The organism is Frankia sp. CoBUL1 (assembly GCF_978021245.1).
This window is the reverse complement of record NZ_CDXDOS010000022.1, coordinates 1-19,827: the sequence shown is the minus strand read 5'-3', so window position 1 is coordinate 19,827 and position 19,827 is coordinate 1. Positions and strand designations below refer to the sequence as shown.

The following is a 19,827-nucleotide window of genomic DNA, read 5'->3' as shown; positions in this document are numbered from 1 at the left end:
CATTCTGGTCATGTGTAGGTACTTTCGCCATGACACCGGGCTCGCGGCCGCCCGGTCGGGTGGTCGGCAATGGCAGGAGACACCCCGATGCGCGTGCAAAGCTCGCTGTACGAGGTGCTGGACGTACCGCCCAGCGCCACCGCCGAGCAGATCCGGCATGCCTACCGCGTGGCCGCCCGCCGCACCCATCCCGACGCCGGTGGTTCGTCACCGGCCTTCGATCGGGTCACCCTCGCCTACCGCGTTCTCGGCGACCCCGACCGGCGGCGCCGCTACGACCTGCGCCTCGCCGCCGGCACGCCCCACCCGTCCGCGCCGCGCCGATCATCGCCGGGCCCGTCCGCACCGGGCCCGGGTGCCGATCCGATGGTCCGTCGCCGCTACCTCGCCCTGATGCTGGTGGCGCTGACCCTGTTCATCTCGGCCGGCACCGTGGTGCGGCTGTACTCCGTGACCGCCGCCATGATCATGATGGTGGTCGCGGCGATGATCCCGCCCGTCGCGGTCACCGTGGCGAGCCGTCCCCGTCGGGTGCCTTCCGACCCCCGTCCCCGAGCAGGCGAGGACCAGGGCGTCCGTGCCGACCGCACTCCCCCGCCCGGGTCAGACCGGTAGCCGCACGCGTAGGGAACCGGCCGGGCGCCCGCCGCCGAGCACCGTGGGCGCCCCGAGCACGGCGAGCTGGGCGAAGTCGAGCTCCTGGTGCTCGGGGGCGTCCGGACCGGGAAGAGCACCCAGGCGGGTCAGCACGGCCAGCGCGACCGGGACGCCGGGCCGCCCACTACCATCTGCGATCTTGACCGCGACCGCGTGACCCTCGGACGTCGCCACCACCGTGACACCCTCGGCGCCGTTCTTCGCGACGACGCCGGGTACCGCCCGCATCAGGTCGGTGTCGGACCGGCCAACACCCCCGATCAGCTCGGGATGCGCCCGCATGGCGTTGATGACCCGCCGCTCGGGGCCGCCCGGCGCGGCCCGGACCATCGCCCGCAGCCCGCGAGCCAGGCCCGTGAGCGAGAACGCGAACAACGGGGCCCCGCACCCGTCCACGCTGGTCGCGACGATCTCCTCGCCGGCCAGCTCCTCGATCGTGCGCCGGATCACCTGCTGCAACGGATGATCGGGGTCGGTGTAGTTCTCGATCGGCCAGCCGGCCACCACGCAGCAGGCGATCATCCCCGCATGCTTGCCGGAGCAGTTCATCAACACCGGCTCCGCGCGGCCCCCGGCGCGAAGGTGCGCCTGGGCCGCGGCCGGGCCCAACGGAAGATCGGCGGGACAGCGCAGGGTGTCGACGGAGACGCCCGCCACCGAGAGGATCTCCAGCACCCGCGCGAGATGCACCGGCTCGCCGCTGTGGGAACTGGACACGATGGCAAGCAGGTCACCGGGGATCTCCCGGCTCAGGAAGATGCCGTCCAGCCCGGCACGAAGCATCGCGGCGGCCTGAAGGGGCTTGACCGCCGACCGGGGGAAGATCGGGTGGTCGGGCACGCCGACGGTGAGCGCACTGTCCCCATCCCGACCGAGGCCGATGACGGTGCCGTGATGGCAACTCTCCACGAACGGCGCACCGCTGCGCAGCCCCCGGACAACCTCGGCGACCACCTGCGGGCCCTCCGGCGGCTGCATACAGCCAGCGTACGTCGGGCCTCCTCCCGCTCACCCGTTCTCGCCATCCGCCGAATCCGACGCTCGCCTCCCGACGGCCGCATATCCTGGTGCCGTGCCTGCCTACGACTACCGCTGCCGGGTATGTGACGCATCGTTCGAAGTTCGCCGCAGCATGCACGAGTCCGTGCCGGACAGCGCGGTGAGCTGCCCCTCCGGACACACCGAGACCTCGCGGATCTTCTCTGCGATCGCCGTCAGCCGCGGCTCGGCCACGCCGGCTCCGGCTATGGCCTCGCCGTCCGCCGGCGGGGGCGCGTGCTGCGGCGGCGGCTGCTGACGCCACCGTTCATCCTGACACCACCGTTCATCCGCGGTGGCTCATCCGCGGTGGCGATGGATGCCCGCGGCCTGCGATTTCGTCGGCCCACGCGCCGCCCGGGTCCGCGGGCCGACATCCACCTGACGGTCCCGCTGGCCGCCGCACGCGGCGGCCCGGTCCTCCACCAGCCGCCGTCGCAACAGCCGCAGGGTATCCTCCCGCTCCGTCTGATCCAGACCGGCTACGAGGGTCTGCAGCAGATCACCTGATCCGGGTCGTTGGTCGCCATAGCCGAACCCACTCGTACCCATGGGCGTGTCCTACCCAGGCCACCGGCGTGTCACGCAGTCCCGGGCGCACGGGAGCAAGGCACCGGGCCACCGGCGTCTCCGCCGCACCTCCCGCAGCGCCTCCCGCAGCCGAGCGCGGACGACCCGGCGATCGATGGCCCGCGGGCCGAGCACCATGATCCATGCGATACCCAACGCCCACAGGCCGGCGAGGGCACCGAAGGCAAAAACGTTGAATGCTCCGATCATCGCGAAGCCGACGAGCAGCAGAACGCTCGCGGCGAGCCCGCCGCCCACGGGTGTCTCCGTACCCCGCCGGCTACGGCGTCATACCGACTACTTCATGATGCTGGTCATATTATGGATCATCGGACGGATTCAGTGACGCCGTGACTCCACGTGGGGAGGGCCGGGTCGCAGTACCCGCCACAGCGCGCCCAACGAGGTGAACTGGATGTCGGGCGGCGCACCGGCGACCTCGTCAACCACCCGGTCCGGGGCGTGCTGATGACGCAGATGATCCATGATCTCGTCACGGTTGGCGGGGAAGACCGCCCGGCCGAGCCAGCGGGCGAGCTCGGAGCGTTCCTCGACGTCCACCGGCGTCATCCCGGCCGGCACACCGACCCGCGACCCAGCGGCATTCAGGTTCTGCGGGCCACCGGTCGCTTCCTCGGGGAACGGTTCAGCGGAGCGCCATTCCTCCGCCCGCGTGTCCCGCCCGGCCCGCACAAGCCCCTCGACCTCGTGCGCCAAGATGTCGTCGCGCACGGGGCCGTGCTTGGTGCTTCCGCGATCCACTGCCATGTTCTCGTTCCTTTCCGCTGTTTCAGTGGTGCGCGCTGACGGACGAAGCAAACCCGCGATCGGGCCACCCGGCATCTCCGGTCAGCAGATGTTCACGGCCAGCGATGAGCGGGAACACCAGCATCCATGGTGCGGATACCCCACAACGTGTTGGTCAGACCCGCCGAACGCCTGGAGCGGGCCGAAGCTCTCGACCCAGTGGCAGTGAAGATCCGTGACATGGTCCGCCGCTCCCTGCGCGACGGGACCATCCGGGACACCCTGCACGGCGTGCCGCTCGGCCACCCGCTGCATCCAGCGCTCGCTGCGCTCCCCATCGGAACCTGGATCTCCGCGGGGATCGTGGACCTGCTCGCGGGACGTCACGAGGGGTCCGAACGGGCGGCCCGGGTACTGATCGCCACGGGGTTGCTCGCGGCGGTCTCGGCCGCCGCCAGCGGCCTCGCCGACTACTCCGAGCTGCATGAGCGCCAGCTGCGGGTCGGGGTGGCGCACGCCGCGACGAACAGTCTGGCGGCCTGCTGCTACGCCGCCTCGCTCGGCATCCGATGGCGTGGCAACGGCCGCCTCGGCCGTCGTCTCGCGCTGCTCGGCCTCGCCACGGCCAGCACGTCGGCCTACCTCGGCGGTCATCTGGCCTACCGGCAGGCGTCGGGAGTCAACCACACCGAGGAGGTACCACACCTGCTGCCGCCCGGTTGGCATCCGCTCGCCCTTCTGGACGAACTGGCGGACGGCCGACCCGAGGCGCGGCTGTTGCGGGATGTGCCGGTCGTCCTCCTCCGGAAGGGAGACCACGTCGACGTACTGGCCAGCCGGTGCAGCCACCTGTCCGGACCACTGCACAAGGGAGAGATCATCCGAAGGGACGGCTTCACCTGCCTGCGCTGTCCCTGGCACGGCAGCACCTTCCGGGTGACGGACGGCGCGGTGGTGCATGGTCCCGCGACCGCGCCCCAGCCGCGGTTCGATGTGTGGATCTCCGATGGTGAGGTCCGGGTACGGCTGCCTGGGGCGGGATAGCTACCGCGGAATAGCTAACTGGGGCGGGACAGCGTCGAGGGGCTGTCCGCCGCGGAGCGGGGTGTCCCGGCTGGCGGGACGGTTGGCGGGACGGCTGGCGGGACGCCGTCCCGGACGGCGGCACCAGCCGAGCGCTGTAGGCCCGCGCGGTCCGAGCCCGGGCGCCCGGTGGTGGCCATCTCGCCCACCCCGTAAAGCGCATAGGCTTTCCTGATCACCGGCCGGGCCACGTTACGGACCGGCACCCCACCGGCCGTCATCCCGTGCTCCGAACCGGCATGGGCGTGACCGTGCAGCGCAAGGCAGGCGGCCCCCGCGTCCACTGCCTCGGCAAGGTGGTAGCTGCCGAGAAAAGGGAAGATCTCGGTTCGCTCGCCGATGAGCGTGTCCGGTACCGGAGCATAGTGCATCAAAGCCACGCGGATTTCGCAATCCAGACTTTCCAGCGCACCGCGCAGCCGGGATCCGGCGTCCTTCGTGTGCCGGATGAACGCCTTCATCAGTGGTTCGCCGAAGTCGCTTCCGCTGGCCCCGGCGAACCCCCCGCCAAATCCCTTGACGCCGGCGATTCCGAGACGGCGGCCGTCGATGTCGAGGACCGTGCCGCCGCCTTCGAGGACGGTCACGCCAGCATCGGCCAGCATTTCGATGATCTCGTTCTCGGCACCGCCGTGGTAGTCGTGATTACCCAGGACGGCGACGACGGGCACCTCGGCGTCCGCCACCTCGGCCGCGACGATCTCGGCCTCGGCCGGCAGCCCCCGCTGGGTGAGATCACCGGCCAGCAGCAGCACGTCCGCCCGACCGGCGAGTCCACGCAGCAGCGGTGCGAAGGTTCCGCGGCTGTCCACGCCCAGGTGGATGTCGCCGACCGCGGCAATTCTGATCATGAGATGGTCTCCACGTTCGGCGGCGCCTCGGTCGGCATCCCCCGATCCGCGATGGTGACCTCGTTACTCACCAGGCGTCCGGGAAGCGCCTCGGCGAGCACATCCGCGACGGCCCGGCGGCGGGCGTCCGTGGCGACCTCGCCCTCGACCAGGATCTGCTGGCCATCCACCACCACCTCCAGCCCGAGCTCGGCCACCCTTGGATCCTCGGCGAGGCGTTCGTGCAGGTCACCGGCAAGATACTCATCGGCCTCGGTGAGGTTCAGTGCCCCGTACCCGGCGGTGTCGGCGATCCGCTTCGCGGTCCCGGCCTGCACCGCCGCACCCACTGGCACCAACGGACCGTGCGGACGTGAACCCGTGGGGCTGCCCCCGGCCGACGGGGCACCTTCGGTAGACGGAGCACCTTCGGCCGACACCGCACGACCGGCTGCCGGGATCAGGTTGAGCCGGGTGGCCACGAGCAGGGCCGCCTCGGCGAAGGGGGAGGTGGCCGTCGCGCGACGCACCTGATCCCAGTCGACCTGCTCCCGCATCGCTCTGATCATCGGTATCACGCGAGCGAGGTCACAGTACCGTTCCTCCAGGGCCAACAGAGTCATCTCGAACCAGTCGGTGGCATCCAGCACGGGCATGCGCACCGAGTCCACCGACATCTCGCTGGACCGCTCCAGCGTTTGCCGGGTCACCGCCCGACCCACCGGATGGTGGATGAGATCGACCAGCACCTCGCCGTCGAACACCTTGGTGAGCCAGTCCTCGGGTGAGTCGACCGGGCGCAGGCCGGCGTTCGCAAGCACCTCGACCGCCCGCGGCACGTCGTCCTCGCGCAGCATGAAATCGACGTCGTGGACCGGCTCGGGGCCGCCCCGGGCCCAGCAGGCGTAGCTGCCCCCGAGAGCGAACGGGATGCCCGCCTCCTTCAGGGTCACAGCCACGCGTTTCAGACTCTCCCGCAGGCCTCTGGGCGCATCCTCCATACCGCTGCCCGTACCCGCGGGAACCATGTGATGCACCTCGCGTACCCCACCGGAGTCGGGCGGCAGGTGGCTGTCGCGATTGCGACACCTCTAAAGGACTACCTCGAAGCGGTGACAGGACTACTACAGAAGCATGGCGCCGTCCGGCTATCCGTAGTTATAATTTCACTACATGCCATAAGAGTTACCACTTCGACGCTTGATAGACACCTGAATCTCACAGCTTGACGACACCGAGCGTCGACATGAGCGATGATGACCTTCGCGGCAAACCTGTCGCCCGCCTACTTCGACACCGGATTGGAAGCGAACCCTGAACACGCGCACACGATCCGACCAGTTGGCCAGGGCCCTCGGAGGGGAAACAGCCGCACCGGAGAACTCCGGCGAACGCCTCCCTGAACAACGCGCCACTGGGCCGGCCACCCTGACCTCGCGGCCGGCCGCCCCAGGCGGCCACGGCGTGGTCGACCTGTCCAGCCATCCCGGCCAGCTGGCCCGCCGGCTCCAGCAGGTGACCTATCAGCTCTGGACCACCACCGTCTCGACCGAGACGACACCTCCGCAGTTCGTGGTCCTCAACAGCCTGCTCGCTGATCCCGATATTGATCAGCGCACGCTCGGGGAACGAGCCTCCCTGGATCGGTCGACGGTGGCCGATGTGGTGGCGAGGCTCGTGCAGCGTGGGCTCATCCGCCGGGTCCGTGACCCGCGTGATGGCCGGCGCAATGTCCTGCGGCTGACCAAGCGGGGAGAGTCGACCCACGGTCAGGTGGCGGACCGCATCGACCAGATGAACGACAAGCTGCTGGCTCCGCTGTCCGAGGAGGAACAGACCGCTCTGTTGTCGATGTTGTCCCGCATCGTCGACCAGGATAGGCCCCATTAACACGATGCGGGGTCGCTACGTATCGCCCGAGGCCGATGACGGTCGGCATCTTCGGTATCGCCGCCTCTTGACGTCCTCTCCGCCCTGAAGGGTAGAGATTCCCGCCTGCTACGCCGCTGTTCACATCCCGGTCGTGGACGACCCCGCAGGCCGGGCACGTCCACGACCGGACCGCCAGTGGTCTCGGCCCGTCCTTCACCCCGCACGCCGAACAGACCTGCGACAACGCAAACCACCGGTCGACCTTCACCACGGTCCGGCCGTACCGGGCGGCCTTGTACTCCAGCATCCCGACGAACCGCGACCAGCCAGCGTGGGACGGCTCCGCCTAGCATGGCCAGGCATCACCGATCAGAAGCAGCCCGATGCCTGTCTAGATCACGAAGGTGAAATGTGACTTCACAAATCTCTCGTGGGGCATCCACGCCGCGAATCCGGTGAACGTCGCCGGTCTGCTGCTCGCTGCCGGGGCAGGACGGCGGATGGGACGCCCCAAGGCTCTGGTCGAGTTGGGCGGTGTGACGCTGGTCGAGCGGGGTGTCCGCCTGCTCACAGCGGGGGGCTGCCGGCCGGTCGTGGTCGTCACCGGCGCCGCCGCGGACAAGGTGGGCATCGTCGTGCAACGCCTCGCCACCCGCCGGGTCGCCGGGCCGGCGCCCGCGGGCGGGGATGCGCCCGAGATCGGCCTGGAACCCACGGCAGGCCTGGAACCCACGGCAGGCCTGGAACCCACGGCAGGCCTGATACCGGAGGTTCGCCTGGTATCGGCCGCGCGGTGGACCGAGGGTGTCGGCGCGTCGCTGCGGGCCGGTCTCGCAGCCCTGGTCGGCACCGACGCCGACGCCGTGGTTGTCACCCTGGTGGACCAACCTTCCCTCGGCGCGGCGGCGGTGCAACGTCTGATCTCCGCCGCGGCCGACCCGGGGTTGGCCCATCCGGCGATGACCGCCACCTACGGAGGCCTGCCGGCCCATCCCGTCCTGCTGCGCCGCTCGGTCTGGCCCGAGGTGGCGGCTCTCGCGCGCGGCGAGGTCGGCGCCCGGGCGTGGCTGCGGGCCCACCCGGGAGAGGTCACCGGCGTGCCCTGCGACGACACCGGCTCACCCGCCGACGTCAACACCCCCGCCGACGTCAACACCCCCGCCGACCTCGAAACCCCCGCCGACCTCGCCAGCGGCGACACGCACACCCAGCCCAGGTAGAACGCTAAGGACCCATGAGTAGGAACACCGCCGCAACGACGTGAGAAACGGAAGAACAACAGCGAACCCCGGTATTCCAAGAAAGGATGACGCCCAACCGGGCCACCGGCAGTATCGGCGGCACGGGAACCGGCGCGGGGCACAATATCATCACCATCTGAGGCTGGCCGGACACCCGGGGATGGTGTCGGGCGCTGCGCGATGGGCTCGGCGGGAGACGTTAGGCAGACCATCGTGCTGGTGGCGGGTCAGGGACGGACACGACGCTCGCTCGCGGAAAGGACGTCTCCGTGTCCGACGCCCGCCATCGATCCCGCCGCAACAGATTTCGTGGTGGCGCGTCCCATCACGGCGGATCCCGGTATGGCTGGTCCCGGGCCGGTGGCCGCAGCCGCGCCGTCACCGTCGGCCTGGGCATCGTCAGCGGCGCGGCGCTGCTTGTACTGGGCGCGTTGACCGCCATCGGGATCGGGTTCGCGGCCCGCGCCGCCTGGGATGCCGGATCGGCCGGGGAATGCGCGGACGGCGGCGAACGGGCCACCCTGACCATCACCACCGCGCCGGCACTCGCGGCGCCGATCAGCCGGCTCGCCGCCGACTTCGATCGTCAGCGCGCCGGTGCCGAGGGCTCGGCGGGCCCGTGCGTGACCCTCGCCGTGTCGGTGGTAGCCTCCGACCAGGTGCTCGACACACTGTCCCGGCCGGAGTCGCCGGACTCCCCCGGGCCGCCCGACGTCTGGATCCCGGAGTCGGCCGACTGGCTGGAGCTGGGCCAGGAATCGGACCCGGTCACGGCGAAACTGCCGGCGAAGGCCACGACGATCGCGGGATCGCCCGTCGTCATCGCCATGCCGAGACTCATGGCACAGCGCCTCGGTTGGCCCGAGCATCATGTGACCTGGGCCGAACTGGCCGCGGCCGCGGGCGAGGCCGATTTCTGGACCCACCAGGGCGAGCCCCGGTGGGGGGACTTCCGGTTCGCCATGGCCAATCCGGAGCACTCGGCCGCCGCGCTGCGGGCCGTCATCGCAACGGTGGGCGCCGCCCGCGGACTCACCGCGGCCGAGATGACCACCGGCACGTTCGACCAGGATCGCGCGGCCCAGCTCACCGTGCTCCGGCAGGAACGCTCCATCGACCGGCTGCCGGAGTATGATCAGCAACTCTTCGACTCGATGCGCACCGGCGGCACGGAGAACGGCGCGGCCGGATCCGCTCCCTCGGCCTTCCCGGCCCTAGAGGCCGATGTCATCGCCTACAACCGGTCCCTGACAAGCCAGAACGGTAACCGCCCGGCCACGACGCTGGTGGCGTCCTACCCCTCGGACGGGATGTTCACGGCGACGGTGCCGTACATCGTCCTGAAGAAGACGGCGAGCTCGTCGTCCCGGCGGGCCGCGGCGGACGCCTTCGCCGCGTTCCTGCGCGGGGACGCGGGCCGCCTGGCTCTCAGCGGAGCCGGTTTCCGCACACCCACCGAGCTGGCGGGCCACGATGACCCAGGCGGGCTGGCCGGGACGCTGAACGCGACCGACGGGGTGCGCTCCGTCCCGCCGAAGCTGGCGAGCACGGACGCCTCCGACAGCACGCTCGGCACGGCTCGGCGGTTCTTCCGCCATGCCCGTCAGCGTGGTGCCACCCTCGTGGCGCTCGACAGCTCCGGATCGATGGCCGAACCGGTCCCGGGCACCGACCCGTCAAGAACTCGGCTGCAGGCGGCCGTCGAGACCTCCCTGGCCGGCCTGCGCCTGTTCGCACCCGACAGCCAGGTCGGTCTCTGGCGGTTCTCCGGCGAGCAGGGCGCCCAGGGAGTCCAAGGCTACCGGGATCTCGTGCCGATGGCTGCGCTCAACGCACCCGGACGAGGCGGCACCCATCGGGACGAGCTGATCGCCGCGCAGGCCGGGATCGTCCCCGGCGGAGTCACCGATCTGTATGCCACCACGCTCGCGGCCTTCCGCTTCCTGACCCAGCACTACGTCCCCGGCCGGCTCAACCAGGTCGTCATCCTCACCGACGGTCGCGACACGAAGCGGGGTGCGGCCGCGCCGAGCCTGGACAGCCTGATCGAACAGCTGCACGCCGAGTACGACCCGAAGCGGCCGGTCGCCATAATCATGATCGCCTACAGCAACGACGCCGACCTCACCGCGCTGTCGCGCATCGCCGCTGCGACCGCAGGACGCTCCTACCTCCGGCCGGGCCCGAGCCAGGTGGTCGACATCTACCTCGACGCGCTCACCCGCGTCCGCCCCTGAAGCCACGCGCCCCCCTGAAACCGTGCCCCTGAAGCCGCTCAGACGGGAACCCCGGCGGCACGCCGTCTGCCGGCTCGGGTCCGGCGCGGATCGGGACTCGCGGCGTCCGGGAACCTCCGCAGGTATTCGCGTTCGAGCTCCAGCATCCGTGCGGTGTGGGTCTCGAAGGCGTCCTCGCTCCCCGCGATGAAGGCATCGTGCCGGGTACGATGCAGGTGCCGCAGCTCTCGGACGAGGTCGGCGTCGGTCAGCTCCTGCGCGGGAATTCCAGCTGGTCGGTGCATCATGCCCTCGGTCTACCCATTCCGGCGGCGCGATTCCCGGCTGGCGGGAGGACCAGCAGGTTCGGCGGGATCGGAACATCCGGCCCCGGGCTGGGCGGTGGTACCGGATCCGGCGCGGGCTCGGGTGGCGTCGGGCCGGGACCCGGCGGCGGGACCGTGACGGTGACGGGATACGTGGTCTGCATCTGATTGCGGTGCCCGGATGGCGCTCTTCACACACCGGGACGACCAGATGCCCGCTCCTTCTGGTCAGGCACTGGCAGGCACTGGTCGATCTGTGGCTGGCTCGCTACCGTTGCGCACTATGACCGGGCTGGTCGGATCGGCGGCTTCCTCCTGCGACGTCATCCAACGTACCGAGCAACGTATGTCCCGGATGGTCGGCTACGCCCGAGCAGCCTGTGCGACGTTCGTGATCATCCCACTCTTCGGCTGGGCTCGCCTGCGCCACCCGTGGATCGCCGTGCTGATCGTGGCTGCCGCGGCCGTCGAGGCATCCTGGTTCACCTGGCGGGTCTGGCGGCGGCCGGGCCGGCTGTCCCCCCGGTTGGTCCTGGCGGACGTCGCCTTCTGCGTGGCGCTGATGCTCGTCGGGTCCAGAGCCGCGCAACCTGACGAACGCAACAAGATCATGACTGAGCTCGTGCCGTTCAGCCTCGTCGCACCCGCGGGCATCGGCTTCGGCCTCGGGCTGACGCTGCTCGCGGTCGGTGCGGTGGCCGTCCTGATGGCGGCATGGAGCCTGGCCGTGCTGCCGGACGTCTCCCTCAAGCTCGGTTCGGACCTGCTGGGCTTCGCCCTGTGGTACGTCGTCGCCATGCTCATCGCCCGCGAGCTGCGCGCGCTCTCCGCTGCGACCGCGGCCGCCCAGGACGAGGCCGCGGCGGCCGGGCGGCTCGCGATCGAGCAGGAGAAGGAGGCCGAGAGCCTGCGCCAGCGTGAGATCACCCATCGGGAGATCCACGACTACCTGCTCCCCGTCGTCGATCATGTCGCCGCCGGTGGAGTGCCCTCACCGGCACTCGTCCGGGAGGCCCGGCGCGGGGCACAGCGGGCGCGTCGGATCATCATGGATCCACGCGGGATGGACCCGCGGGCCCTGGCCGTCGACGGCACGGCTTCACCGGACTCCACCCAGAACGGCCTCGAGGAGATGATGTCCGCGGTCGTGGACGCCTTCGCCGACGAGGGGCTCGCCCTGGTGCCCTTCGTGTCGATCAAGGGCGAACCGCCCGCGGAGGTCCGCGAGGCACTGGTGGCCGCGACGAGGGAGGCCCTGCGCAACGTGGTCCGACACTCCGCCAGCACCGACGAGGTCCACCTCTTCGTCGAGGGCGACGCGGATTCGGTGCTGGTGGTCGTCCGGGACAGGGGCATGGGGTTCGATCCCGGCTCCGTCCGAGCGGGCGGGGGCATGACCGGAAGCTATTCCGCCCTGCGCCGGTATGGCGGGGAGACCCTGGTGACCGCCTGGCCGGGCGATGGGACGAAGGTGACCTTCCGCTGGCCCGCCGCCGAGCCGACCGGAGCCGGCGCGCCCGGGACCGGCCGATGAGCGTCGATCGCCGGCCGGTCTCGGTGGCGATCATCGACGATCATCCGATCGCCACCGAATCGCTGGCCGCCAGGTTCGCCGGCGCGGGGTTCTCCGTGCTGGCGCCAGCCCCGAGCCTGGAGACCTTCGACCGGGACACCACGCCCGGGATCGTGGTGTGCGACCTGCACCTGCCCGGGGTGTCCGGGGCCGCCGCCGTGGCCGACCTGCATCGACGCGGTCTTCGGGTGCTGGCGACCTCCGGGGTTGCGACACCGGACGAGGTCCTCGACGCGGTCGCCGCGCAGGCTCGCGGCTTCGTCGAGAAGACCGCCCCGGCCCAGCAGTTCGTGGCGGCGGTGACCGCCGTCGCCGGGGGTAGCTTCCACGTCTCCGCCCGCCTCGCCGGGTTTCTGCTGGAGGATGCGCACCGGCGACCGCTGTCCCGGGGCGAGATCGGCCCCGGGGAACGGAACCTGCTGCGCGGACTCGCCCAGGGCGACCTCATTGACGAGCTGCGCGGCGAGTGGGGAATGACCGCCGCCGCCGTGCACGACCTGCTCGATCGAATCTTCGACGCCGCCCGCCGACGGCGCCGCCTGCACCGGCCCTCCCCGCGGGAGGCCGAGGTGATGGTCCTCGTCGGTTGCCGGGGTATGTCCCACCGGGAAGCGGCGCGGGCGATGAACGTCAAGGCCAGTGTCGTCGCCGATTATCTGCGCACGGCGAAGGCGAAGTACGTGGCGAGCCATCCCGACGCCCCGGCGACGATCCCGCCCAGCACCGCGGCCGCCCTCTGGGCCCGCGAGCTCGGATTCGGCTGAGCCTCCTCGATTGAGGCCCCTTGATTTCGAGGGATTGCCCTGCGCCGGCTTCGGTCACACCCTCGTCAGGATGGGCGGGGGAGACGGCGAGGATGAGGGTCATCCGCGGTCCTGTCGTCTCTGGGCGGCTTTCCGCGGGTCGTTCCTGGGACCGGAGGCGCTCCCCGTCGGCATGTGGCGGATCAGATCTCCCGACGTCGCGACGGCCCATCCGGCTGACCAACCGATCCCCGGTGACGGCACGAATCCCGAGGCGGACGGCCGTGAGATCCAGGCGGTGCACCGTGGGCACGCGATCTGGCTGGGTACCCCGGACGCGGATCTGTACCGGCTGGACGACTCGCGGTGGCTGCTGCGCAACAACCGGAGGGCCGCCGCACTCACCCGACGCCTGGTCGCCCGGGCCAGGCCCGTCACGGACGGCACGGCCGGGTCCGCCCACCTGCATCTCGTCACCGGCGATTCGCTCGCGGGCTACCTTCAGATCATCCGGCTCGGACCGGTGGTCGCCCGGCTGCGCACGATCCCGGGCGAGGGGTCCTCGCTACCGCGCACCGTGGCCATTGATCTCGGCAAGCAGGCCGCCGAGCAGGTAGCCGGACTGGCGGCAGCCATGGGCGACCTGCGTCGCGTGCCCTGGCGCCCCAGCCGATGGATTACCCGGACGGATCGGTAACGGCCGGAGATCATCCGCTTTCCCCCGATGATTGAGGGATGGTGTCGGCCCATCGGAACTACCAGGATCGAGGGCAGGGACCGCGCCGGTGCGACGGGTTCGGGCCGGATCGTCGGGGGAGCGAGATGGCTTGGTGCCGAATCGGGGGCGCACCGGCGTGATTCCGCGGACTGTCGATCGTCGGGGAAGGTCGGCAGTCCGCCTGTTCATGCCGACAAGCGCCGGCCGCCGTTGTCCGCACCGGTGAAAGCCGCCACGGGGGGCAACCGGTCACAAACATTCGGTCCCGGCGTTCGCCCCACTGATGAGGGTGTCGCTGGTGGCTTTGTCGACATCGCTACGATCTGCCCACTGGAAACGTGGACAGGGGGTGCTGTGGGCGAGCCGATCCTCGCCATCGACTACGGCACCTGCAGTGCCTCGGCCGCCTTGGCCGTCGACGGTCGCATCGAACCGGTGAAGGAGCCCGCGAGCGGCTCGGCGAGCTGGCCCGCGTCGGTCTTCGTGGATGGCGGTAGCCTGATCGTCGGCACGCTCGCCGAGCGGCGCAAGCGGATCTGGCCCGCGGCATACCGCGGCGAGGTCAAGCGCGATCTGGCCCGGGACAGCGCCGTGTCACTCGACGGCCGCGGCTATCCGGCGCACGTGCTGGTGACCGCGGTGCTGTCCGCGCTGAAGGCCGAGGCCGAACAGCAGCTCGGTGGTGCGGCGCTGTCGCGGGCCGTCGTCACGATACCGGCGAGCTACGATCCCGCCGGCCCGCTGCGCCGGACGATGATCGCCGCGGCGGAGGCCGCCGGGTTCGTCGACGTGGACCTGCTCGCCGAGCCGGTCGCGGCGGCCTGGTCGCCGGTGGTCGGCGCCGCGCCCGAGCCCGGCTCGCTCATGCTCGTGTACGACCTGGGCGGCGGGACGTTCGAGGGGGCGCTGGTCGCGGTCGGTGAGGACGGCCGGCACGAGATGCTCTCCCACTCGGCTCTGCACGACTGCGGCGGCCGCGAACTCGACCAGATTCTGTTCGACGAGATCCTGGGGTTGTACGGGCCGGGGCTGGAACCGCTACTGAATCCGCCCGGGATCGGCGAGACGTTCCAGACCACGGCCAACCGGACCCGCCACGAGTTGCTCGACTTCGCCCGGGCAGTGAAACATCAACTCTCCGACATCGCCGTGGTGGAGGATGTTTTCAGCCCGGCCGGCCTGCTGGTCAGCATGCAGCGTGACCGGTTCGCCCAGCTCGCCTCCCCCATCCTGGCCCGCACGATGGCCTGCTGCCAGCACTTGCTGAAGTCTTCCGGTTACGGACCGGACAAGCTGAGTGGGGTGCTCCTCGTCGGGGGCAGCTCCCGGATCCCGGTCGTCACCGACATCCTCGAAGGTCGGCTCGGGGTCGGCACCGACTGGCCGGGGCAGCAGATCTACCTCCCCGCCGATCCCGAGCTCGCCGTGGTGCTCGGCGCCGCAGCCTGGGCAAGCTCGGTCTCCACCCGCCGGACCACCGCGGCGCGCCCGAATCCGGTCCTGCAACCGGCTCGCTGGGACATCCCCGGCGGGCGGGCGACGATGGTGCGCTGGCTCGTCGAGCCCGGGGAGCGCTTCGACGCGAGCGCCGTGCTGGCGCGGGTCCGCCTCACCGACGGTTCCCTGTTCGACCTGGCCGCCGAGGCGCCGGGTAGCCTCATCCACACCCACGCGGCACCCGGCACTCCGGTCCGCGACGCCGACTGGTTGGCGACCACACTTCCGTCCGGGCCGGTGCCGATGGGATCGGCGGTGCCGGCGGACCTGCGCGGCTTCGAGCGCAGCAACCGCCCGTCCCACCACGTCGAGGTCACCGCGCGGGCCACCCTCAAGGGACACGAACGCGACGTCACCTCCGCGGCTTTCTCCCCGGACGGCAAGCTGCTCGCCACCACCAGCAAGGACGGCACCCGGCTGTGGGACGTCGCCATCGGCCGAACGTCGGTCACACTCAGCGGGCGCAAGAGCCTGGTCGTGCACGGCTGCGCCTTCTCCCCGGACGGCAAGCTGCTCGCCACCACCGGCAGCGACAAGACGGCCCGCATCTGGGACGTTGACGCCGCCCGCCAGACGGTGACCCTGACCGGGCACCGGGGACCCGTGTACGGCTGCGCCTTCTCCCCGGACGGCAGCCTGCTCGCCACCACCAGTACCGACCGCACCGTCCGGCTGTGGGGTTCGTCGACCGGGAAAAACCTTGCCACCCTCAACGGCCATCGCGGCTCGGTCTACGGCTGCGCCTTCTCCCCCGACGGCCGGCTGCTGGTCACCGCCGGCGCGGAGTCCACCCTGCTGTGGGACGTCACGGTTGGCGAGATCATCATGAGCCTGCCGGGGCACACGAACTTCGCCGGCGGATGCGCCTTCTCCCCCGACGGCCGGCTGCTCGCGACGAGCGGCAACGAGGGCACCCGGCTCACCGACGCCTCCAGCGGCACCACCGTGCTCACTCTGCCGGGTTCGGCGCAGAGCTGCGCCTTCTCCCCGGACGGCCACCTGCTGGCGACGGCGAGCACCGACGACACCGCGCAACTGTGGGACGTCGCGACCGGGTCCGCGATCGCCACCCTCACCGGGCACAGCAGCACGGTGATGAGCTGCGCGTTCGCCCCCTACGGCCTCCTGCTCGCCACCACCAGTACCGACATGACCGCTCGGCTCTGGGACATCGTCTACATCCCCTGACGCTCCGGCCGTCCCGGCAGGCACAGCCGCCGCCCGGAGATCCTGGAACTCCCGGAGATCAGGTCGGAAAGACCGCGCCGTCCCGTGGCGGGCACTGCAGGCCGAGGTCGTCCAGCACCGCCTCGGGCGCGACGCCACACCCGACCTCGTAGGTACCGAGCTGGACCAGTTCCCACCCGGAGCCCGTGTGATGCAGTACACCCTCGGCCCGGTCGAGATCGGCCACGGTCGGGCGCAGCTCGGTCAGTGCCCAGCTCGGGTCGCTGGCGGCCAGGGTGGTTCCGGTGACCTCGTAGTTCTGCGGCGGAACATTCGCGGTGAACGAGCTCGTCCGGACCGCCTCGGCAATCGCGTCCGCATCCCCGGCCGACGGCGGGAAGGTGCCTGCGCCGCGAGCCACGGCAGCGACGACGCGGCTGGTTTCCCCGGGAACCGACGCCACTGAGGGCGATCTGGAACAGGCAAACGCCGTACCCACGGTCACGACTCCCACGGTGACCAGAGTTGCGGTGGGCAGTACCACCCGGCGCACGATACGGGGACGGTTACCGCGGACGGCGGACCGAGGACGACTGTGGCGAGCCATGCTGTGCACCTACCCAGTTTGCGCAGGTGAACCCCCTGAAGGGGGATACTCCGACGGTCAACCCGACGACAGATCACATTGTGATCCCATTGAGATTCACCCATCCCTCACTACTCTCGCCCTCATTGGTCTCACCAAGATAAAATCTTGGCAAAATGTGGTGCAATGCCTGGTCGAGCGTGGTGTCCGTCCCATCGGAGCCGTCCGGCCCGCCACCCCGGGAGAGGCTGCCATTCGAGGGGGTCCCGGTTGTCTCGTCGATGGACATCGCGGCGAGTGGCACGCCTACGATTCCGCGGCCCCGCCGGGCATTCACAGGCCCGGCATTCACAGCAGGCTCACAGCAAGACCTCAGGTAACAGCCAGCCAAGGAGGCGAAGCTGACACCATGCAATCGGTGCGGGTCCTCGTGGTGGACGACGAGACAACACTGGCGGAGCTGCTGTCGATGGCGCTGCGCTACGAGGGGTGGGAAGTGCGCAGCGCCGCGGATGGTCGCGGAGCGCTGCGGCTCGCCCGCGACTTCCGGCCGGACGCGGTCGTTCTCGATATCATGCTGCCCGACATGGACGGCTTGGAGGTGCTTCGGCGCCTGCGGGCGGAGAGCCCGGACGTACCAGTGCTGTTTCTGACCGCCCGGGACGCCGTCGAGGACCGGGTGGCGGGGCTCACCGCCGGCGGCGACGACTACGTCACGAAGCCGTTCAGTCTCGAGGAGCTCGTCGCGCGGCTGCGCGGACTGATGCGCCGCGCCGCGCGCACCACCGAGGCGTTGCAGGGCGCCCGGCTCGTCGTCGGCGACCTCACGATGGACGAGGAGAGCCGGGAGGTGCAGCGCGCCGGCCAGCCGGTGCACCTCACCGCCACCGAGTTCGAGCTGCTGCGCTTCTTCATGCGCAACCCACGCCGGGTGCTCAGCAAGGCCCAGATCCTCGACCGGGTCTGGAACTACGACTTCGGCGGCCAGGCGAACGTCGTCGAGCTCTACGTCTCGTACCTGCGCAAGAAGATCGACGCCGGCCGCCCCCCGATGATCCACACGATGCGCGGGGCCGGGTACGTCCTGCGGCCGGCCGATCCGGCGCTGGCACCGAGGACCTCCGCCGCCCCGTCATCGAGGGGCACCTCGCCGGGCCCGGCATGAGCTCCCCGGCTCACCGGGTCCGGATCGTGCCGGTCGCGCCCTCGCGCTGGTCACTGCGCACCCGGCTGCTCGCCCTCCTGATGCTCCTGCTGGCGACCGTCTCGCTGGTGATCGTGTTCGTCACCGCCGTCGCGCTGCGAGGTGTCCTCGTCGACCAGCTCGACAGGCGGCTGCGGGAGGCCAGCGGGCGATGGGACCGGCCGGAACCCACCTTTCTCCAGAACCTCCCGTCCTTCCCGGCCCTGCCGGCCCTCCCGGCCCCGGCCGCCACCGACTCCGCTGCCGCCACCGACTCCGCTGCCGCCGACCAGCCGTCCAGCCTCAGCCCGCAGCAGCTGCGGGTTCGCCGGTTCTTCCGTGGACCGGTCGATCCGGGAACGCTGGGAGCCGTCGTGGGCGAGGATGGAACCTACGGGGCCTTCATCGATACCGCCGGCGGGGGGAAGGAGCTGACCACCGCCGAGACCGCCGTCGTCGCGGGCATTCCCGCCTACCTGCGGCCGTATACCCGGGCGTTCGGCGATCAGGGTGACTATCGGCTCCTCGCGAGGACCACCCATGACGATATGATCGTCGTCACCGGGCTGCCGATGAAACAGGTGAACGCGACCCTCACCAGGATGACAATGATCGCTGGGGTGGTGGCGCTGGTGGGGGTCGCGGCCGCCGCGATCGCCGGCACGGCGATCGTCCGCGTCACGCTGCGACCGCTGCGGCGGGTCGCCGCGACGGCCTCCCGGGTCGCCGAGCTACCCCTCGACCGGGGTGAGGTGGCCCTGTCGGTGCGGGTGCCGCAGGTCGACACCGACCCGCGCACAGAGGTCGGCCAGGTCGGGGCGGCGCTCAACCGGATGCTCGGCCACATCGGTGCCGCGCTGGCCGCCCGCCACGCAAGCGAGATGCGGATGCGCCAGTTCCTCGCCGACGTCAGCCACGAACTGCGCACTCCGCTCGCGGCGATCAGCGGGTACGCCGAACTGACCCGCCGGACCCGCGAGCACGTCCCCGCGGACGTCACCTACGCGATGAGCCGGGTCGAGTCCGAAAGCGCGCGGATGACGGCGCTGGTCTCCGACCTGCTGCTGCTCGCCCGGCTCGACTCCGGTCGGGACCTGGTCCGGGAACCGGTGGACGTCTCCCGGCTGATCGTCAACGCGGTCAACGACGCGCACGTGGCTGCCCCGGGCCACCGCTTCGCTCTCGACCTGCCCGAGGAGCCGGTCACGGTCACCGGGGACCCGGCCCGCCTGCACCAGGTTCTCGCGAACCTGCTGGCCAACGCCCGCACCCACGCGCCGCCTGGCACCCAGGTCACGGCGAGCCTGACCGTGAGCGGCCCCACGGCGATCCTCGCGGTCGTGGACGACGGCCCGGGCATCCCCCCGGATCTGCTCCCCGAGGTCTTCCAACGCTTCGCGCGCGGCGACAGCTCGCGGTCCCGCGCCGCCGGTAGCACCGGGCTGGGGCTCGCCATCGTCGCCGCCGTCGTCGAGGCACATCACGGGCACGTGCGGGCCACGAGCGAGCCGGGACGCACCGCCTTCATGGTCGAGCTGCCCCGATGCCTCCCTCCCTCGGAGACGGTCCCGTCCGAGCCTGCCCGCCTGACCAACCCGACGCACCCCGACCGAGCTTCACAGCCTGCGCACAGGTAGATCACAAGAAGCCGAAAGGTCCGCGGTCGACAGTGATCCCCATGTCGCCCATACTCACCGACCCGGTGCCCCTCTCCGGAGGCGGTCGGGCCCCTGGACATCGGCGGCGCATGCCGTGGACCAGGGACCAGCCCCCCACGTGC

The 19,827-nt window shown here is 70.8% G+C and carries 20 protein-coding genes and 1 pseudogene; 12 read left to right on the top strand and 9 right to left on the bottom strand.

Features of this window, described 5'->3' with window-relative positions; translation table 11 throughout:
• The first annotated feature begins 87 nt into the window (after positions 1-87).
• Positions 88-615, top strand: a complete 528-nt coding sequence (locus tag AC08OX_RS03900) for a J domain-containing protein (RefSeq protein ID WP_476606547.1) — start codon at positions 88-90, stop codon at positions 613-615.
• On the opposite strand, the gene AC08OX_RS03895 is transcribed toward AC08OX_RS03900, so the two are convergent.
• The gene (locus tag AC08OX_RS03895) at positions 604-1,635 is read right to left on the bottom strand and encodes an asparaginase (RefSeq protein WP_476606546.1); all 1,032 of its coding nucleotides are present in this window, start codon (positions 1,633-1,635) and stop codon (positions 604-606) included. The genes AC08OX_RS03900 and AC08OX_RS03895 overlap by 12 nt on opposite strands.
• 94 nt (positions 1,636-1,729) lie before the next feature.
• Between AC08OX_RS03895 and AC08OX_RS03890 the strand changes: the two genes are divergently transcribed.
• Complete coding sequence (locus tag AC08OX_RS03890; protein WP_476606545.1) at positions 1,730-1,954, top strand: FmdB family zinc ribbon protein; 225 nt, start codon at positions 1,730-1,732, stop codon at positions 1,952-1,954.
• 41 nt (positions 1,955-1,995) lie between these two features.
• Here the strand turns inward: AC08OX_RS03890 and AC08OX_RS03885 are convergent, their stop codons facing one another.
• The 3 genes from AC08OX_RS03885 to AC08OX_RS03875 form a co-directional block, all read right to left on the bottom strand.
• On the bottom strand, positions 1,996-2,247 hold the full coding sequence (locus AC08OX_RS03885; protein ID WP_011434801.1) for a hypothetical protein: 252 nt from the start codon (positions 2,245-2,247) through the stop codon (positions 1,996-1,998).
• A 9-nt stretch (positions 2,248-2,256) separates the two neighbouring features.
• The gene (locus AC08OX_RS03880) at positions 2,257-2,523 is read right to left on the bottom strand and encodes a hypothetical protein (RefSeq protein ID WP_476606544.1); all 267 of its coding nucleotides are present in this window, start codon (positions 2,521-2,523) and stop codon (positions 2,257-2,259) included.
• A gap of 81 nt (positions 2,524-2,604) precedes the next feature.
• Positions 2,605-3,033 (bottom strand): DUF2795 domain-containing protein, encoded by a 429-nt coding sequence (locus tag AC08OX_RS03875; protein WP_476606543.1) that lies wholly within the window; start codon positions 3,031-3,033, stop codon positions 2,605-2,607.
• A 147-nt stretch (positions 3,034-3,180) separates the two neighbouring features.
• On the opposite strand from AC08OX_RS03875, the gene AC08OX_RS03870 reads away from it, so the two are divergent.
• A complete protein-coding gene (locus AC08OX_RS03870; protein ID WP_476606542.1) occupies positions 3,181-4,056 on the top strand; it encodes a Rieske (2Fe-2S) protein in 876 nt (291 codons plus the stop codon).
• 14 nt (positions 4,057-4,070) lie between these two features.
• Here the strand turns inward: AC08OX_RS03870 and AC08OX_RS03865 are convergent, their stop codons facing one another.
• Positions 4,071-4,946 carry a metallophosphoesterase family protein gene (locus AC08OX_RS03865; RefSeq protein WP_476606541.1) on the bottom strand — a complete coding sequence of 292 codons (876 nt, stop codon included), beginning with the start codon at positions 4,944-4,946 and terminating at the stop codon, positions 4,071-4,073.
• On the bottom strand, positions 4,943-5,884 hold the full coding sequence (locus AC08OX_RS03860; RefSeq protein WP_476606540.1) for a phospholipid-binding protein: 942 nt from the start codon (positions 5,882-5,884) through the stop codon (positions 4,943-4,945). The genes AC08OX_RS03865 and AC08OX_RS03860 overlap by 4 nt, the downstream gene beginning before the upstream one ends.
• Positions 5,885-6,389: 505 nt before the next feature.
• On the opposite strand from AC08OX_RS03860, the gene AC08OX_RS03855 reads away from it, so the two are divergent.
• Positions 6,390-6,815 (top strand): MarR family winged helix-turn-helix transcriptional regulator, encoded by a 426-nt coding sequence (locus tag AC08OX_RS03855; protein WP_476606539.1) that lies wholly within the window; start codon positions 6,390-6,392, stop codon positions 6,813-6,815.
• A 127-nt stretch (positions 6,816-6,942) separates the two neighbouring features.
• Here the strand turns inward: AC08OX_RS03855 and AC08OX_RS03850 are convergent.
• Positions 6,943-7,110: pseudogene (locus AC08OX_RS03850) on the bottom strand (zinc ribbon domain-containing protein); the annotation flags it as partial.
• 91 nt (positions 7,111-7,201) lie between these two features.
• Here AC08OX_RS03850 and AC08OX_RS03845 point away from each other — a divergent pair.
• Both AC08OX_RS03845 and AC08OX_RS03840 read left to right on the top strand, forming a co-directional pair.
• A complete protein-coding gene (locus AC08OX_RS03845) occupies positions 7,202-8,017 on the top strand; it encodes a nucleotidyltransferase family protein (RefSeq protein ID WP_476606538.1) in 816 nt (271 codons plus the stop codon).
• 290 nt (positions 8,018-8,307) lie between these two features.
• Positions 8,308-10,275: a substrate-binding domain-containing protein gene (locus AC08OX_RS03840; RefSeq protein WP_476606537.1), complete on the top strand. Its 1,968-nt coding sequence runs from the start codon at positions 8,308-8,310 to the stop codon at positions 10,273-10,275.
• 38 nt (positions 10,276-10,313) lie between these two features.
• On the opposite strand, the gene AC08OX_RS03835 is transcribed toward AC08OX_RS03840, so the two are convergent.
• Positions 10,314-10,562, bottom strand: coding sequence for a DUF6158 family protein (locus AC08OX_RS03835; protein WP_476606536.1), 249 nt, complete (start codon positions 10,560-10,562; stop codon positions 10,314-10,316).
• A gap of 301 nt (positions 10,563-10,863) precedes the next feature.
• Here AC08OX_RS03835 and AC08OX_RS03830 point away from each other — a divergent pair, with 301 nt between their 5' ends.
• The 4 genes from AC08OX_RS03830 (at position 10,864) to AC08OX_RS03815 (ending at position 16,299) form a co-directional block, all read left to right on the top strand.
• A complete protein-coding gene (locus AC08OX_RS03830) occupies positions 10,864-12,114 on the top strand; it encodes a sensor histidine kinase (protein WP_476606553.1) in 1,251 nt (416 codons plus the stop codon).
• Positions 12,111-12,917: a response regulator gene (locus AC08OX_RS03825; protein ID WP_011434789.1), complete on the top strand. Its 807-nt coding sequence runs from the start codon at positions 12,111-12,113 to the stop codon at positions 12,915-12,917. The genes AC08OX_RS03830 and AC08OX_RS03825 overlap by 4 nt, the downstream gene beginning before the upstream one ends.
• Before the next feature lie 172 nt (positions 12,918-13,089).
• Positions 13,090-13,593 (top strand): hypothetical protein, encoded by a 504-nt coding sequence (locus AC08OX_RS03820; RefSeq protein ID WP_476606535.1) that lies wholly within the window; start codon positions 13,090-13,092, stop codon positions 13,591-13,593.
• A gap of 375 nt (positions 13,594-13,968) precedes the next feature.
• Positions 13,969-16,299: an Hsp70 family protein gene (locus AC08OX_RS03815; protein WP_476606534.1), complete on the top strand. Its 2,331-nt coding sequence runs from the start codon at positions 13,969-13,971 to the stop codon at positions 16,297-16,299.
• 58 nt (positions 16,300-16,357) lie between these two features.
• Here AC08OX_RS03815 and AC08OX_RS03810 read toward each other — a convergent pair whose 3' ends face one another.
• On the bottom strand, positions 16,358-16,699 hold the full coding sequence (locus AC08OX_RS03810; RefSeq protein ID WP_476606533.1) for a hypothetical protein: 342 nt from the start codon (positions 16,697-16,699) through the stop codon (positions 16,358-16,360).
• Positions 16,700-17,273: 574 nt separating this feature from the next.
• On the opposite strand from AC08OX_RS03810, the gene AC08OX_RS03805 reads away from it, so the two are divergent.
• Together AC08OX_RS03805 and AC08OX_RS03800 are read left to right on the top strand one after the other, a co-directional pair.
• Complete coding sequence (locus tag AC08OX_RS03805; RefSeq protein WP_476606532.1) at positions 17,274-18,029, top strand: response regulator transcription factor; 756 nt, start codon at positions 17,274-17,276, stop codon at positions 18,027-18,029.
• Complete coding sequence (locus AC08OX_RS03800) at positions 18,026-19,684, top strand: sensor histidine kinase (RefSeq protein WP_476606531.1); 1,659 nt, start codon at positions 18,026-18,028, stop codon at positions 19,682-19,684. Before AC08OX_RS03805 ends, AC08OX_RS03800 begins: the two co-directional genes overlap by 4 nt.
• Positions 19,685-19,827 lie beyond the last annotated feature (143 nt).

Coding starts and splice junctions, on each gene's coding strand:
- AC08OX_RS03830 (WP_476606553.1), top strand. CDS start 10,864: ATGACCGGGCTGGTCGGATCGGCGGCTTCCTCCTGCGACGTCATCCAA.
- AC08OX_RS03835 (WP_476606536.1), bottom strand. CDS start 10,562: ATGATGCACCGACCAGCTGGAATTCCCGCGCAGGAGCTGACCGACGCC.
- AC08OX_RS03875 (WP_476606543.1), bottom strand. CDS start 3,033: ATGGCAGTGGATCGCGGAAGCACCAAGCACGGCCCCGTGCGCGACGAC.
- AC08OX_RS03825 (WP_011434789.1), top strand. CDS start 12,111: ATGAGCGTCGATCGCCGGCCGGTCTCGGTGGCGATCATCGACGATCAT.
- AC08OX_RS03805 (WP_476606532.1), top strand. CDS start 17,274: ATGCAATCGGTGCGGGTCCTCGTGGTGGACGACGAGACAACACTGGCG.
- AC08OX_RS03895 (WP_476606546.1), bottom strand. CDS start 1,635: ATGCAGCCGCCGGAGGGCCCGCAGGTGGTCGCCGAGGTTGTCCGGGGG.
- AC08OX_RS03820 (WP_476606535.1), top strand. CDS start 13,090: ATGTGGCGGATCAGATCTCCCGACGTCGCGACGGCCCATCCGGCTGAC.
- AC08OX_RS03800 (WP_476606531.1), top strand. CDS start 18,026: ATGAGCTCCCCGGCTCACCGGGTCCGGATCGTGCCGGTCGCGCCCTCG.
- AC08OX_RS03865 (WP_476606541.1), bottom strand. CDS start 4,946: ATGATCAGAATTGCCGCGGTCGGCGACATCCACCTGGGCGTGGACAGC.
- AC08OX_RS03900 (WP_476606547.1), top strand. CDS start 88: ATGCGCGTGCAAAGCTCGCTGTACGAGGTGCTGGACGTACCGCCCAGC.
- AC08OX_RS03885 (WP_011434801.1), bottom strand. CDS start 2,247: ATGGGTACGAGTGGGTTCGGCTATGGCGACCAACGACCCGGATCAGGT.